The 15,137-nt window shown below is 69.7% G+C and carries 10 protein-coding genes and 1 pseudogene; 3 read left to right on the forward strand and 8 right to left on the reverse strand.

Annotated elements, in window-relative coordinates:
- The 8 genes from GJ743_RS18255 to GJ743_RS19275 form a co-directional block, all read right to left on the reverse strand.
- Nucleotides 1-438: a phage tail protein gene (locus GJ743_RS18255; protein ID WP_155053335.1), complete on the reverse strand. Its 438-nt coding sequence runs from the start codon at nt 436-438 to the stop codon at nt 1-3.
- 26 nt (nt 439-464) lie between these two features.
- Nucleotides 465-2,420, reverse strand: a complete 1,956-nt coding sequence (locus GJ743_RS18260) for a phage tail sheath subtilisin-like domain-containing protein (RefSeq protein ID WP_155053336.1) — start codon at nt 2,418-2,420, stop codon at nt 465-467.
- An 8-nt stretch (nt 2,421-2,428) separates the two neighbouring features.
- Nucleotides 2,429-3,331, reverse strand: coding sequence for a Pvc16 family protein (locus tag GJ743_RS18265; RefSeq protein ID WP_155053337.1), 903 nt, complete (start codon nt 3,329-3,331; stop codon nt 2,429-2,431).
- Nucleotides 3,328-5,622: an eCIS core domain-containing protein gene (locus tag GJ743_RS18270; protein WP_155053338.1), complete on the reverse strand. Its 2,295-nt coding sequence runs from the start codon at nt 5,620-5,622 to the stop codon at nt 3,328-3,330. The genes GJ743_RS18265 and GJ743_RS18270 overlap by 4 nt, the downstream gene beginning before the upstream one ends.
- Entirely contained in the window at nt 5,619-7,457 is a 1,839-nt protein-coding gene (locus tag GJ743_RS18275) for an ATP-binding protein (RefSeq protein WP_155053339.1), read from the reverse strand. The genes GJ743_RS18270 and GJ743_RS18275 overlap by 4 nt, the downstream gene beginning before the upstream one ends.
- Nucleotides 7,454-8,620 (reverse strand): hypothetical protein, encoded by a 1,167-nt coding sequence (locus GJ743_RS18280; RefSeq protein ID WP_155053340.1) that lies wholly within the window; start codon nt 8,618-8,620, stop codon nt 7,454-7,456. The genes GJ743_RS18275 and GJ743_RS18280 overlap by 4 nt, the downstream gene beginning before the upstream one ends.
- A 70-nt stretch (nt 8,621-8,690) precedes the next feature.
- Complete coding sequence (locus tag GJ743_RS18285) at nt 8,691-9,389, reverse strand: LuxR C-terminal-related transcriptional regulator (protein WP_196217061.1); 699 nt, start codon at nt 9,387-9,389, stop codon at nt 8,691-8,693.
- Nucleotides 9,390-10,232: 843 nt separating this feature from the next.
- Nucleotides 10,233-10,709, reverse strand: coding sequence for a DUF2220 domain-containing protein (locus GJ743_RS19275; protein ID WP_328289338.1), 477 nt, complete (start codon nt 10,707-10,709; stop codon nt 10,233-10,235).
- Between the two features lie 977 nt (nt 10,710-11,686).
- Between GJ743_RS19275 and GJ743_RS18300 the strand changes: the two genes are divergently transcribed.
- The 3 genes and pseudogenes from GJ743_RS18300 to GJ743_RS18310 all read left to right on the forward strand — a co-directional run bounded on the left by GJ743_RS18300 (nt 11,687) and on the right by GJ743_RS18310 (nt 15,126).
- Complete coding sequence (locus GJ743_RS18300; protein ID WP_155053343.1) at nt 11,687-13,147, forward strand: SCO6880 family protein; 1,461 nt, start codon at nt 11,687-11,689, stop codon at nt 13,145-13,147.
- A 58-nt stretch (nt 13,148-13,205) separates the two neighbouring features.
- On the forward strand, nt 13,206-13,643 hold the full coding sequence (locus tag GJ743_RS18305) for a hypothetical protein (protein WP_155053344.1): 438 nt from the start codon (nt 13,206-13,208) through the stop codon (nt 13,641-13,643).
- Nucleotides 13,640-15,126, forward strand: a pseudogene (locus GJ743_RS18310) (ATP-binding protein). The gene GJ743_RS18305 and the pseudogene GJ743_RS18310 overlap by 4 nt, the downstream one beginning before the upstream one ends.
- Nucleotides 15,127-15,137 lie beyond the last annotated feature (11 nt).

Here is a 15,137-nt window from a genome sequence, read left to right on the forward strand (position 1 = left end):
TCAGTTCGCCCTCCGTACGCCCTCGTGAGCGAGTTCGAGCGTCTCCAGCGCGACCTCTGCGGCCTCGGCCGAGAACGACGGTCCGGTGTACTTCGCGGGCCACGCGCGCACGAAGTTCCAGCGCGCGATCTCTTGATTCCGCCGGTCGAGCAGCACGATCGACCCATCGAGACGCTCCATGTCCCCGTCCACGATGCGCTGATGCCAATCGACGAGGTCGCGATCGACGTTCAGTCCCCATTTGAGGACGATGTTGGAGTGCTTCGTCTGTCCGGCGAGCTTGCGCGGTGACTGGTTCCAGCCACCCTCGCGGTGCTCGACGACGTCGACGGTCGAGTCGAGGCCGGTGACCTCGTGGAACGAGCCGCGGCTGATGCCGAGGATCTCGACATGGAAGTTGTGGCTGAGCTGCGGGTCGGTGAACTCGGATACGGGCATGATCTACTCCTCGTGGTGTCGTGTATTCAGGATTCGGATGCTTCCGAACCGCCGTCCCAGATGCCGATGCGGACGACGAGGAACTCCGCCGGGTAGGTCGGCTGGACGCCGATCTCGATGTAGAGGCGGCCGGTCGCCCTCGTCGAGGGAGGGTTGAGCGCGTCGTCGATCCGGACGTAGAACGCCTCCTCGCGGCGGTCACCGAACAGCGCGCCCTTTCGCCACTCCTCGACGAGGAACGCCCCGATCGAGCGCTCGAGCCCGCGCCAAAGCGACCGATCGTTCGGTTCGAATACCGCCCAGCGGATTCCATCGGCGATCGACTCCTCGAGATAGTTGAAGAGCCGACGGATGTTGACGTACTGCCAGTTGCGGTTCTGAATCGTCGTGGTCCGCGCGCCCCACACCACCGGTGCACCTCCCCCCGGTGGGATGCGCAGGGCGCTGACGCCGAAGTCGTTGAGGCCGTCCTGATCGGCGTCGGTCAGCCGGCGCTCGAGGCCGAGTGCCCCGCGAATGTTCGTGTTCGCGGGGGCTTTGTGGACGCCGTCCTGTTCATCCGTCCGGGCGTAGATCCCCGCCAGATGCCCTGAGGGCGGCCACGACTCGAGGAGCTTGGTGGCCGGATTCACGATCTGGATCCAGGGGTAGTACAGCGTCGCGAAGCCGCGGTTGTCGCCCGTGGCGCCGGCCGCCTGCGCGACGGCGTCGGACGGCTCCGACCCTCGGATCGGATCGAGGATCGCGACGCGGTCGCCGAGCAGCTCGCAATGCGCCACGAGGGCGGCGTGCGCCGCGGCGGTCGTCGCCCCGGGGATCGCGACGATCGACACGCGATCGAAGGGAGCCAGGGTGGCGAGCACATCCGTGGGATCGGCGATGAGGTCGGTCCAGGACTGGCCACGGTCGTCGTCGGTGCCGTTCGCCAGCACGACGGGGGCCGCAAGCGAAGGTCGCGGGTCGGTGATCGCTCCGCCCGGCGGGAGCGCGGGGGCCGCGAGCCTGACGATGGCGGAGTCGATGCGATGCCACCACTTCGGATGCCCACTGTCCATCGACAGTCCGGTGAAGTCCTCGACGGTCCCGGTCGCGGGGTCTGCGATGTGCAGATCGAACTCGCGCGAGGTGATCGCGATCGGCGCCGTCGTCACGTGCTGTTTCGTGAGCTTGCTCCGCAGCGTGAACGAGTCGTTCGTCACCGTGGCGACCACGCCGAACTCGGCGTTCGCGTTGCCCACGTCGATCTCGACGATGGTGCCGGGAAGCAGGAATCGCCGCAGCGGGACCGCGGGCAGATCGACGCGGATCCGTCCCGTCGTCTCGTCGAGGTTGGCGATGCGCACCGCGCCGTTCGCGTAGTTGCCCGGTCCGAGGGGTGCGGTCAGCGTGAGCGTGGTCGCATCCACGGACTCGACGACCCGCCGCAGCGTCGCGAGGCCGTTCTTGGAGACCGCGACGTCGTCGCCGGGCTGGAAGGCGCCGGTCGCTCCGACCGTGAGGGTGCGCGCGTCGGGGACGGCCCCGATGGGGGTGGTCCCTTCGGCGAGGTTCAGCTGCGCCGCCAGGACATCCTCGACGACGCTGCGGTCGGCGACGGTGACCGTGATCCCGTTGGCCGTCGCACCCTCCCGCTGCGCCGTGGCGATGATGACGGGATCGTTCGGGGCGTTCCGTGTGACGAGCTCGCCCGAGGCGTTCACGGCGCTCGACGTGCGAACGATGTAGCACGTGGTCCCGCCATTGACGAAGAAGCCCTTGACGGAGGCCGTGAGGTAGGCCTTGTCGCCGTTCGCGTAGGTTTCGTCGAGGGGTCCGCCGAAGGTCGCGACGAACTCGTCCCAGCTCGTGATCTCCTGCGGATCCATGATCGGGCCGGATTGCGTCACGCCGATGAAGGCGGCGACGGAGGTGCTGACTCCGACGATCGGGGACGCGGGCGTGAACTCCTCGATGAACACGCCTGGATGCAGCAGCTGTGCCATTTCGGCTCCTAGAGGTTGAGGTCGACGTGGCCGGCCACGAGGGGCAGGACCACAGCGACCGGCGGCGGTGTGGGATGGGAGGGGTGGACGGCCTGCAGGCGGTACTCGCCCGCACGGAGTCCGGAGAAGTCGAAGCGGCCCTCGTGGTCGGCGATCTCGTCCTGGGTGAGACCCTGGGTCGCGCCGCCCGGTGTGCCGCGCAGGTGCACGACGGCGCCGGACACGGGGGCTCCCGCCGCTGTGACGACACCCGCGACGACGAGGATGCGCTCCTCGGGGAGCGGGTCGGCCTCGAGCCCGGTACCGAGGACCAGGTCGGCGAGGATCGTCTCGACCACGCCGTCGACGGGGGTGGTCGCCGGGACGATCGGCATCGTCACCGCGAGCGTGATGACGGGCTTCCACGCTTGAGGCCGGCCCATCGTCCCCCAGAACTCGCCGAGCCGAAGCATCTCGTCCTCGGCGATCGCGGTCGGCAGGTCGTCGCGGAACGCGTCCGGCAGGGCGAGCGCCTGTACTGCGGGGAGCAGGCGATAAGGATTGAGCGGGGCACAGGCGAACAACCCGGCCGCGACGGCACCCAGCATCCGATGCTCGAACTGGGTCGCCGGTGTCTGCGGGGCTTCACTCGCGCTGTGCCACGCACTGATCAGGTAGCGCAGGCGCAGCCGCTCGGGCGCCCGCGTCACTGTCGTGGCGCTGTTGACGATCTCGCGGTGCACCGCGTTCGAGCGGTAGCGGCTGTCCTCGTCGATCGTGGCGAGGTGGACGTTGACGCTAGTCCCCTGCGCGCCGGACAGGCCGGCACGCCACTCGGCGTCGGGAGGCTGGAATCCGATCTGCTGACCGGTGAGCCCCGGCACCGTCGCGAGCAGCGCCGAGCGGATCGTGTCGTCGATCACGTCGATCATGGGCCGTACCGTCCCGATCCCAGTTCGGTCCTGATGTCCTGCAGAGCACGGCGGACCCCTTCCGGGCCGTTCTTTGCACCTTCGCGGAGCAGGTCCGTCATCCACCCGATCTGCTTGTCGGAATGGACCTTGGAGTGCACCTCGGTCGTCGATTCATTCGGCGTCGACGGGTCCTTCGGGAGCCAGATCCCGTTCTCCGCGTCGTTGATGCCGATCCCCGCCTTGCGGAGGATCTCGCGGGCCTCCTCGGCTGACTTGATGCCCTTCGGGACGACGTGGTGCGCTTCATGGCCCGGTGGCCTCGGCCCCACGGCCTTGGTGAGGTTGGCAGCCAACACCGCCGCATCCGACATCTCCTTGGTCCGCGGCTTCGTGGTGGTTCCGCTGGCTTGCGTTCCTTCAGGAAGCGTCGACTTGGAGGCACCCTCACGCGACCCGGACCCCTTGCCGGTCCGCTGCGCCTCACGCGCGACGGAGGCGACGTCGGCGGCGGAGGCGAGCTGCTTCTCGAGGCGCCCGAGGAGGCCGTCGAGCTCCGCGGACGACGACGTGGTCGAGATCCGCCGCATCAGCTCGCGGAACTGGGCATCACTGAGCGAGATTCCGGACTTCTCGATGTCGTCCAGCAGCCGTTCGATGCGCTTGACCTGCTCGGGGGATGCGTGCGAGGGGATGCTCTTCGCGAGCGCCGATCGGTCGGCGGGCGGAGGGCCCGCCTTCCCGGACACCTTTCCGCCTTTGGTGGACGCGGACGACTTCCCGGTCGCACCACTCCCTTTCGCCGCATCGGGTGCCGGCTTCGAGGCGGATCCCTTCTTCTCGGTCGGGGCGCCCTTCTCGGTCGGGGCGCCCTTCTCGGTCGGGGCGCCCTTCTCGGGCGGGGCGCTCTTCTCCGTCGGGGCGCTCTTCTCGGTCGGAGTCTTCCCGGATGTCGCGCCCGGGCCGACTGACGCCTTCGAGGCGGTGGGGGCGACGGACTTCGCATCGGCCTTCGCCGGTGCCGGGGCGGGCTTGACCGGAGTCGGAGTGGGCGTGACCGGCACCGGGGCGGCCTTGGGCTGCTCGACCCGCATCGGCGGGAACTCCGAGTACGTGCGCGGGGGCTCCTGTTGCGGAACTTGGGGGTTCACCGGCGCGGGGGCGTTCGCGGGCGGCATCGCCGGCGGGGAGGGCGGGGCCGGCGGCGGAGTCTGGGCCACGGGAGGCTTGGCGGTCGGTGCCGTCGGAGTCGGGGACGCGCGCCGCACCTCCGCACCGTTGTCGCGTCGGAGGGGTTGCGGGCCCATCGGCTGGCGCATCGCGTCGCGCTGGCCCTTCATCCCGGCAAGACCGCCGGCGACGGCATCGGCCATGGCACCGGCATCCGATCCCCTGTCGCCATCGATCGCGTATCCGATCGCACCGAAGATGCCGCCGCGGATGTTGTCCAGGGTCCGGAACGCCCGCTCCGCCCGTTGGCCGCGCGCGGTCGCCTCGAAGCCCCGCCGGGTGCCGATGTAGCCCGTGCCGTCGGGCAGCCGGTCGAGGATGACCTCGTTCTGGCGTCGCTCCCACTCGAGCATCCGCGCTTCGCCGAACGCGCGGTTGACCTCGGGCGGAACGGTGAACTTCTGCGCCATCAGCCACGCGTTCAGGGCGTTGTCGAAGTCGTCGTCGTACTTGTCGAGATCGTTCCAGCACCCGCGGTAGCCGTATGGCGCCATCAGCTTGTACATCAGCGCCTCGTTGGACTGCAGGTACTTGGAGAAACGGAAGGGGTCCGCCGCCCGCAGCACGATGAGTTCGCTCAGGAACACCGCGTAGACCTTCTGCGCATCGGCCTCCGCCGACCTGCTCTGCCGGCCGACGGCCGTCACCGGGCCGGCGGGAGCTGCCGAGCCCTTCGCCGCGGGACCGTGCGCCGCGGCATGCGCGTCGGCGCCGCGTTCTGTCGCGTCTCCCGGTTCTGACCACCCGTCTCGCACACTGGGGGCCAGGCGTCGCTGTGCCACGTGCGCGACCTCGTGCTCGATCGTCCCGTGATCCGCGTCGCCGGCGAGGACGATGTCGTCGCCGACCGAGATCCCCCGGGCGTTCGCCAGCGCGGTGGCCGACTCGGCGGACCCGCCCCGGTGCACGCGGACGTCCCCGAGGTCCATCCCGTGGCGCGATTCCAACGCGGCGCGCATGGCGTCGGGCAGGGGCGATCCGGGGCCGGAGACGGTCTCCGCGAGCGCGCCGCCGGCCAGGTCCAGTGCGGCGTTCTCGCTCCCGTCGCCTGCGACGAGCGGACGTGTCAGGTGCGCCTTCATCGCGGCACCTCCGCCGAGGTCGGGCCGCCCAGCTTGGCGAGCTCCTGGGCGATCGCGCGCTCCACGAGTTCGTGCGACACGGCGACCCCGTCCGTGTGGGCGAGGTGCAGGGCCGTCTCCACAGCGCTCGCGATGTTCGCCCCGGACAGCGGATGCCGCGCCAGCTCCGCCGTCGAGACCCTCGCTCCGCCGGCTCGCTCGCCGGGGAGCATCGCGCGCCACAGCTTCTGCCGAGTGTCCTCGTCGGGGAACGGGAAGTGGATGACGAACGTCAGGCGCCGTGCGAACGCCGCGTCGAGGTGGCGGGCGAGATTGGTCGAGAGGACCACGACGCCGCGGAACGTCTCCATCCGTTGCAGGAGGTACGAGATCTCCAGGTTCGCGTAGCGGTCGCGTGCATCCTGCACTTCGCTCCGCTTGCCGAACAGCGCGTCGGCCTCATCGAACAGGAGCATCGCCGCCGCGCTCTCGGCGGCGGAGAAGACCTCTTCCAGGTTCTGCTCCGTCTCACCGATGTACTTCGACACCACGCGCGCGAGCTCCACCCGCCATAGCGGGATCCCGATGCGTCCTGCGACGACCGACGCCGCCATCGACTTGCCGACCCCGCTCGATCCGGCGAAGAGCGCGGAGATTCCGGCCGGTGGCGCCGTGCGACGCGGCAACTCGGCCGCGCGCTGGCGCACGCGCTGGGTCAGCTCGTCGAGACCTCGCCGCGTGGACGGGGCGACGATCAGGTCCTTCCACTTCCGATCAGCGGGGACGGTCGTGGCGAAGCGCGTCAGCCGCCGCGCCGCGTTCACGCCGGCCGCGGTGGTGATGTCGGCGAGCCCAGGGCGCCGCCGGCGCGCCGCGCCCAGCCCGGCCGCCAGCCCGGCCGTGTACTCGATTCCCGTAGGATCCAGGGGAAGACGGGCGAGCGCGGCCCGGGCGAGGCCGGCGTCCCCGCCCAGGTGCGACGCCCACAGGCCGAGCCGGATGCCGTCGTCCACGTCGGGAACGGCCACTGCCGGAGCGCCGGGAAGCGGGTCGCCGGATCCCAGGATCGCCGGAGCGGTGAGACCCTCCACGTGAGCCGGCGAGACGCCGTAGAGCACACCGCCCGCGAGCGCGGCATCCCGTCTCGCACGGCGCACCTCCGCGGCACCGGCGGCCGCATCGGTCAACGCGATCAGCGGACGATCCACCTGCGCGGCGAGGGCGCTCGCGACGCCGCGGCGGATGTGGTCGTCGCTGCCGAACAGGACCAGACGCGGATGGATCATCGTCGCCAGCGCCCGATTCCAGGCGTGCTCGATCGGCGCCAGCTGTGCGGCGGACAGCCCGTGGCGGGGGCCCGCGACGTCGGGGATCGGCGCCGCGCCGAGCACACCCGCGATCGTCCCCGGGGTGGTCCGGATGAGGGATCGGGGGCCCGGATCCGGTCCGCAGTCGACGAGGAGGCCGGTCGCGACGAGCGGCGCTTCGGACGAGAGCCGGCGCATCACGTCGAGTCGTCGCGAATCCTCGCCGTGGAGGAGCTGCACGACGAGGTCGACCGTCAGCGATCCCAGCAGGAAGCCGCTCACCCGATCCAGCAGATCGCCAAGCCGCGGCTCCAGCTCAGTGACGACGGCCAGCGCGACGATCGCCTGGTCGACCGGATCGAGCGCGAGCCGCTCGCCGAGTCGTAGTGGGTCGCCGGCGACGAGCGAGTCGACGTCCGCCCAGCCGGCAGCGGGCGAGGCGTCACCCGCGCAGGCCCGGAGGAGGAAGCGCTCGACGCGATCGCGAACGTCCTCGTAGACGTCGCCGTCGTTGCCGGCGGTGGCGTCGAGCAGTGCGAGCGTGGTCATCGGGAACGATCCAGCTCGCGGTCCGGCCGCAGGGACTCGTCCCGAGCCGGTTCGATGACGTCGGCGACATCCTGTGCGGTGACGCCCGTGCGGCCACGCGACGCGGCGCGTGCGGCGATGACACCGGCCACGTGGTCGAGGTCTCCGTACTCGAGATGCTGCCAGCGCGCGATGCGATCGGCCTCCGTGGGCGCGACCTGCAAGCCACGCGAGCGGATCAGGTCCACGAGGTGGACACCGGTGGCGGAGCCGGTGGCGCTCGTCACGTCGACGGACACGACATCGTGCGCGCTGCGAGCGGACAGGACCGGCTCCGCACCGATGGCGATCACCGTCGCGAAGGCATCCCAATGGTGGGGCGGTACGCGCGTGGCATCTCCGTCGACGATGATCACGGCATCCCGCAGCAGGGCCTCCGCAGCCAGACGAGTGTGGGAGGCCGCGTCGGCGAGGAAGGCGGCGCGGACGACGAGCGCGGGCCGGCGTGCCAGGGCCGCCGCATCCAGAGCCACACCGAGGGCGGCGGCGGTCGAATTCGTCCGAAGGGTGACCAGGTGCGGGTCCCGTGCGTGGACGCGGCCGGCGATCTCGTTCACAAGGTCGGCGTCGGCGGGGGTGGGGGGTGCGGTGAGGTCGTCGCGGACGGCGGGGAAGAGGCGGGGATCGAGTTGCGTGATGCCGAACGCCCAGCGCAGGAGGGTCTGGGTCGCGACCACGTGACTCAGCGTGGACGGCCCGCGCTCGGCCGCCGCGTCGAGCGGGGCGTGCACGGTGATGAGACCGAGTCTCGCGAGCGGCCCCGACTCGCTGAGCCGCACGGTGACCGAAGTGCGCTCGGCGTGGGCTCCCATGAGCGCGGCGATCGCGCCGACCGTCGAATACCGCGAGTCGCGCACACCGGTGACTTCGCTCATCCTGAGACCGAGCACCGGGTCGAGGTCGGGAGCCAGGACGATGCTCAGCGCGATCTCGTCGAACGTCTCGAAGCCGTGCAGACGCAGCGGGTCGCGGAGGTGGGGAGGCATCGGCGGTGAGGCCGCGGGCGATCCGCCCACCCCGTCCCGCAGCACGGCGGCGCACCACTCGATCAGCTCGTCGAGCGAGTGGGCGACGCTGCGGTCGCGCGTCGCGGCCGCGCTCGGGGCGGCATCCACGGTCGGCATGGCCCCAGCCTCACGTCGCCCGCGCACGCCTTCGTCGGCCGCCTGGGTGGAGAAGCGGGTGAAGCGCGATCTACGGTCGCGACTCCACCTCCACCTCCACCGGGTGAGACGCGCGAGTGGCGGGAACGAAGGCGTCGATCCCGACCGGGATCTCTGTCCTGTGCGCGACGCCGAGCTTGGCGAGGACGGAGTGCACGTGTGTCTTCACCGTCGACTCGCCGACGACGAGGCGAGACGCGATCTGCCTGTTCGTCAGCCCTCGCGCGACGAGGTCGGCGACGACGCGCTCCCGCGGCGTGAGCTCCGCAGCGCCGATGACCGCGAGCGGGCTGCGAGGCGGCTCCGGATGCCGGCGCATCGCCTGCAGCAGGATGGTCGCGACCCGTGGACTGCAGGAGGACTCGCCCCGGAGCGCGAGCCGGACGGCCGCGGCGATATCGTCGATGGGCTGCTCGGCTTCGACGAACGCGGTCAGACCCGCTTCGGCCGCTCTGAGGACGAGATCCGTCTGGTGCCGTGACACGTCGATGCCGTAGCCGACCAGCAGCGTCGAAGGCGCCAGGCCGCGGGCGGCGCGCAGCACCCCGAGGAAGTCGCTGAGAGCGAAGTCGACCAGTGTGACGTGCGGGTGGCGTGGGGCGACGCACGACATCGCCTCCACCACCGTTTGACCGTGGGAGACGATGTGGAACTCCTCGCCGACCGCGAACGCGGCGGTGATCGCCTCCCGATAGGCACGCACCGGAGCCACGAGTACGACCTCGATCATCGGCTCGCCGCCTCTCTCGTATCCGGATGCCGGCGACGGGCGTGAACGCAGCACCGAATGTGGGAACACATGAGCGCGGAGTCCCGGAGCGCGCGGTGTCATCCGCCGTGGAGCGTGGATTTCGAAGGCATCTGATTCGAAGGAGCCGACCTTACGTCTTTTTACTCGTCGATCCGGCAGTCGAGTAGTCCTCATTTAATAGGACATGCTCACCGTGGGCATCACCTAGCTATGTCCACGGCACCCGATTTCTTCGCGCGCGAACGGCGCTGACCCATTCGGTGACTGACAGCATGCGATAGGCGTCCTCGAGGTCATTATCTCTTACGGGATCCAGTGCAGCATTCCAGTGCTCGCGCACTTCTTAAGGCGGAATCCGCTGCGGGACTATACTGAGCGTGTGATCCGGTGCGTCGGACAGGGTCTGCCCCGACGCCACAGCATCCGGGTCTCGTTCTCGGTCGAAACGTCGTTGCGGACGATCTCTCCGACGAGAAACGACAATCGGTACTTCTCGGGACGTTCGGCATCAACCATGCCCAACACGATAGGGCGACGGGGTCTGCCCCTGTTCATCGTGTTCCATCCTTGCTTGAAGTACGGATCGAAAGCGAGGTCGATTCTGTGTCTGCGAATGAAGAGAGCCGCAACAGCCACAGACGTCGGGCAACGTGCTCTGGTCAGCCGGGCAGGGGCCCCGCCGTGCCAACAGGATTCAGTCCTCGGGCGCTCGCTTGAGAGTCGCACGAATCCTCCAGGCTCATCGATTGACTAGAACCAAGAACACAGCTCAGGATCGCCTAGGCTCGACTCCTGCACTAGAGGCACGCCATACCCTCCGTTTCAATCGCCCAGTGCCTCGGTCACCCATTTCCAGTCAATGAGCTCCTGCTCCAGTCTGACCGACGCGCCGAACCGATCGGTGACGAGGTCCTCGTAGAGCGCGGATTCGGCATGGGACAAGTCGGACAACGAGGCGGAGGTCGGCGAAGCTTCCTGCCCCCAGCGGTCTTCGTGCGCAAGTAGCGTCGCCCTATCCATGAGCAGTGAAGTCGCTTGCGGTAGGTGGGTGCGTACTCGATTCAGGATTGCGAATCCGTGCGTGTCGATATCGCCCCAATAGGCGACTGGGGTGCCCCGCAGCCAACTGAGGCTCGCGGGCTGGTTCGCATCGTAGCCTTTCCCCCAGAGCAGCACGCCGCCCTGTGGAACGGTGACGCTGAGGAACGTGATTTCGTTCTCGATGATGATGGCGCGTTCGGGCGCGAGGTCGAGCCGATCGAGCTCGCTCGTACGAAGCGAGAGATCCGTGAGGCCGATCGGATCGCTCTGCTCGCGTCCGGACTCGCGGCGATCAACATCGGCGCGCCGGGAGTCGGTGCGATCGTGACGATCTTCTTGTCCGCTCTCGCGATCAGCGCGGCGGCGATCGTGTGGTTCTCACTGCTGATCCGCAAGGCGCTGCTGCTTGTCGCGATCGTGTTCGGTCCAGTCGCGCTGGCGGGTGCGACGTGGGATGCCGCGAAGGGTTGGTTCTCGAAGTGGGTCGCGTTCGTGATCGCGTTGCTCCTGTCCAAGCTCGTGCTGGTCGTGATCTTTCTGGTCGCGGTCGCGCAGGTCTCTGCGCCGATCGATGCGGATCTGGCCTCGATCAGTGACCCGATTGCCGGGATCGTGCTGATGTTCATCGCCGCGTTCGCGCCGTACATCACGTACAAGTTCCTCAACTTCGTCGGTCTGGACATGTATCACGCGATGTCGAGTGAGCAGGAGGCGAAGTCGGCGTTGAACCGTCCGGTCCCCGTGCCGAGCGGGCCGATGACCGACAGCGCGAAGAAGATCCTGGGGCCTTCCGAGGATGGCAGCGCTGGCGCGAGCACCGGCGGTCGTGGCCCCGCCTCCGCGTTCGGTCGAGGCGGAACATCCGCAGGTCGATCGCCACGCGGTATCGGACCCAGCGGGTCGGCGCCTCCGAGCAGCGGAATGGCGGGACCGGCTGCACAGGGCGCATCCGCAGGCACCGGCGCATCCACCGCAGGAGCGGCCGCGGGCGGAGTGGGCGCCGGCGTCGCGGCTGGGGCTGCCGTCGTATCGGCGACAGCGAAAGCCGGCTCATCCGTCGGCCACGCCGTCGGCGATACCGCTGACGCGCACTCGGCAGCCGCCGGTGACCCCGGCACGACCATGCCACCGAGCGCGCCGCCGCCGGTCGCCGGCCCCACGAAGCCGAAGACTCCCGAACCCTGGCCGGATGCTGCTTCCTCTGCGGCCGGCCGCGCACGAAAGGACGTTTAGCCATGGGCTCCGACACGAACGCCACCTTCCCGCTCGCGCCGGTGCAGTTCTCACGGCTCACCCGACGAGGCATCCTGCTCGGCCTCTCACTCCCCCAGCTCGTCGCACTCTCGATCGCCGTGCTCACCCTCGTCGTCTCGCTGTACTCCGCCGGCGCGACGGGAGTCGCCTGGACGAGCCCGATCTGGGTAACCTCAGCCGCCCTGGCCACGATCCCGATCGGCGGCCGGAAGGTCGTCGAATGGGTACCGATCGTCAGCCGCTGGGTATGGCGAGCCGCGCACGGCCAGCTCACCTACCGTCGCCGCATCGTTAAGCCGCGGCCGGCGGGCACCCTCGCCCTGCCCGGCGACGCCGCCGCACTGCGGGAGTGGAACGACCCCGAATCGGGCGCCGTCATGATCCACGACCCCCACGCGCAGACGCTCACCGCGATCGTCACCGTGTCGCACCCGGCGTTCGCGCTCCTCGATCCCGGCGAACAGCATCGCCGCGTCGCCGGCTGGGGTCGTGTCCTCGCCGGCGCCTGCAGGTCCGGCCGTATCGCACGGCTGCAGGTCACCGAGCGCACGCTCCCCGACTCGGGCACCGGGCTCGCCGAGTGGTGGGAACGCCACGGCATCGAAGACGACAGCTGGGCGTCATCCACCTACCGCGACCTCATCGAGCGCGCCGGCCCGGCCGGCGAACGCCACGCGACCACCATCAGCCTCTCCCTCGACCTGAAGGCCGCCTCCCGACAGGTTCGCACCTCCGGCGGCGGCATGCGCGGCGCGGCGACCGTGCTCCGACAGGAGATGGCAGCGCTGACAGGCGCGCTCCGCGCCGCCGACCTGACCGTAGGCGGATGGCTCACCGCCGACGAACTCGCAAGCATCCTGCGCACCGCCTACGACCCAGCCGTCGGCGTCGACCTCGACCGCCATCCGGACGTCGGACGTTCACTGGACGCTGCCGGGCCGGTCGCCGTCGCCGAACGCTGGGACCGGCTCCGCACCGACAGCGCATTCCACGCCGTGCTCTGGATCAGCGAGTGGCCACGCTCGCAGGTCTACCCCGGGTTCCTCTCGCCGCTCGTCTTCACGAACGGCGTGCTCCGCACGGTCTCGCTGCACTACCTCCCCGTGCGCGCGGACCAGGCAGCGCGAGACCTCCGCAAGAAGAAGACCGAACTGATCAGCGACGCCCACCAGCGCCGACGCATCGGCCAGATCGAGGATGCCACCTCGAGCGCCGAGTACGAAGACGTGCTGCAGCAGGAGGCGGACCTCACCGCCGGCCACGGCGTCCTCCGAACGACCGGACTCGTCTGCGTCACCGCACCCACGATCGACGACCTCGACGCCGCGGTGTCCACGATCGAGCAGGCCGCGATCCAAGCCTCGTGCGAGGTCCGCCGCCTGATCGGCCAGCAGGCTCAGGCCTTCACCGCGGCCGCGCTGCCACTGTGCCGGAGCGTGTGAGGTCGGCACACCTGCTGTGCAAGGCACCTCCCGTGCGAGGCATCCGATTGGAGTCATCATGATCGACGGACGAAGGGGCGCTGCGCCGTCCCGATGGATCAGCGTCGTCTTCCTCCAGGACGAGGATGCCGGCGAGCTACTCGCGATGATCGATCGCGAGGGCGAAGCCGCCGCCATCGAGTACCTGAAGCAGTGGGACGTCGGCGACGACACGACGCATGCCGCGCTCGCGAACGGCTACGTCTACGACCGCATCCCCGAGGGATCAGCCGATCGCACCGTCGAGGATCCCGATTCGCCGTACGCGCTCACCTACAGCGAGCTCTACGGGTACGTCTCCCTGCTGCGCCGCTACGAACCTCTGGTGGATGCCGGTACGGTCGCGCCGGGCGCATCCGTCGAGACCTCCGCACCATTCCGTGACACCGTCCCGCACCACTGGGATGCCGACCCGGCACTGTCGGCCCACCGCTCCCGGCATGCGATCGCACTGTGAACACCGTCGACGAACGGCTCCACACCGCGGCACTCGCCGTACCACGCGACGAGCACCGCAGCGACCGCCGCGCACGCAAGCGCACGGCGCGCAGATCGAGGCGGATGCGCGGCGCGCGAAGACCTTCGAGGCACGCCAGCGGTGGCAGGCCGAGCGAGCGGAAGCCCGATCGGCCGCCTACCTCCCAGCCGCCGGCGACGTCGGCCCGGAACAGCTCCGGATGCCGAGCCGGCTGAAGCTCCCGAAGCACCAGGACACCTCCGCCACGCTCGCCGGGCACTACCCGTTCCTCGCCGAGGCAGGGCTCGGATCGGCCGGCGTCTTCGTCGGGCAGGACCTGTACTCAGGCGGCTCCTTCGTCTACGACCCGTGGGTGCTGTACCAGCGCGGGATGATCACCGCCCCGAACATCGTGCTCGCCGGGATCGTCGGCTCGGGCAAGTCATCCCTCGCGAAGTCGCTCTACACCCGGTCGCTGCCGTTCGGCCGCCGCGTCTACGTTCCCGGCGATCCCAAGGGCGAGCACACGCCCGTTGCCGAGGCCGTCGGCGGCAAGGCCATCATCCTCGGCCACGGCCTCCGCAACCGCCTCAACCCCCTCGATGAAGGCCACCGCGCGGCATCCGCATCAGACTCCGAATGGACCGCGCAACTCGCGTCACGGCGCCGCGAACTCATCGGCGCACTCGCCGAAACCGTGCTCGACCGCGCGCTGACCCCGCTCGAGCACACCGCGGTCGACCTCGCACTCGCCGACGCCGTCCGAAGCGCGGAGGTGCCGATCCTGCCGATGGTCGTAGACCGCATCCTCGAGCCCCCCGCGGGCGACGACCGCGACGGCCGGCTCGCGGAGGACGGCCGGCTCGTCGGCCACGCGCTGCGTCGGCTCGTGGCCGGCGACTTGGCCGGTCTGTTCGACGGACCATCGACCGTCCGGTTCGACCCGTCGCTGCCGATGGTCTCCCTCGACCTCTCCCGAGTCGCGGAGAACTCGACGCTCATCTCGGTCTTGATGACGTGCTCGTCGGCGTGGATGGAATCCGCCCTCGCCGATCCCGCCGGCGGCCAACGCTGGGTCGTCTACGACGAGGCCTGGCGGCTGATGGCCTACCCGGCGCTACTGCGCCGCATGGACGCGCAGTGGCGGCTCGCCCGCCACTTCGGCATCGCGAACATGCTGATCTTCCACAAGCTCAGCGACCTCGACAACGTCGGCGACTCCGGATCCGCCATGCGTGCCCTCGCGTCCTCCCTACTCGCGAACGCGGAGACCCGGATCGTCTACCGGCAGGAACCCGACCAACTCGGCTCCACGGCGACAGCTCTCGGACTCAGCGGCACCGAGCAGCAGCTCCTGCCCGCACTCGGGACAGGCCAGGGGCTCTGGCGGGTCAAGGACCGCAGCTTCGTCGTCCAGCACCAGCTCCACCCCGACGAGCTCGCGGCGTTCGACACCACGGCCCGGATGACCGCGAACCGATGACACCCATGCAC

The organism is Agromyces bracchium (genome assembly GCF_009709675.1).
Taxonomy (GTDB): domain Bacteria; phylum Actinomycetota; class Actinomycetes; order Actinomycetales; family Microbacteriaceae; genus Agromyces; species Agromyces bracchium.

What these genes read in the sequence shown, in the direction of transcription:
- GJ743_RS18255 (WP_155053335.1), bottom strand. Translation starts at nt 438, where the DNA reads ATGCCCGTATCCGAGTTCACCGACCCGCAGCTCAGCCACAACTTCCAT.
- GJ743_RS18260 (WP_155053336.1), bottom strand. Translation starts at nt 2,420, where the DNA reads ATGGCACAGCTGCTGCATCCAGGCGTGTTCATCGAGGAGTTCACGCCC.
- GJ743_RS18265 (WP_155053337.1), bottom strand. Translation starts at nt 3,331, where the DNA reads ATGATCGACGTGATCGACGACACGATCCGCTCGGCGCTGCTCGCGACG.
- GJ743_RS18270 (WP_155053338.1), bottom strand. Translation starts at nt 5,622, where the DNA reads ATGAAGGCGCACCTGACACGTCCGCTCGTCGCAGGCGACGGGAGCGAG.
- GJ743_RS18275 (WP_155053339.1), bottom strand. Translation starts at nt 7,457, where the DNA reads ATGACCACGCTCGCACTGCTCGACGCCACCGCCGGCAACGACGGCGAC.
- GJ743_RS18280 (WP_155053340.1), bottom strand. Translation starts at nt 8,620, where the DNA reads ATGCCGACCGTGGATGCCGCCCCGAGCGCGGCCGCGACGCGCGACCGC.
- GJ743_RS18285 (WP_196217061.1), bottom strand. Translation starts at nt 9,389, where the DNA reads ATGATCGAGGTCGTACTCGTGGCTCCGGTGCGTGCCTATCGGGAGGCG.
- GJ743_RS18300 (WP_155053343.1), top strand. Translation starts at nt 11,687, where the DNA reads ATGGGCTCCGACACGAACGCCACCTTCCCGCTCGCGCCGGTGCAGTTC.
- GJ743_RS18305 (WP_155053344.1), top strand. Translation starts at nt 13,206, where the DNA reads ATGATCGACGGACGAAGGGGCGCTGCGCCGTCCCGATGGATCAGCGTC.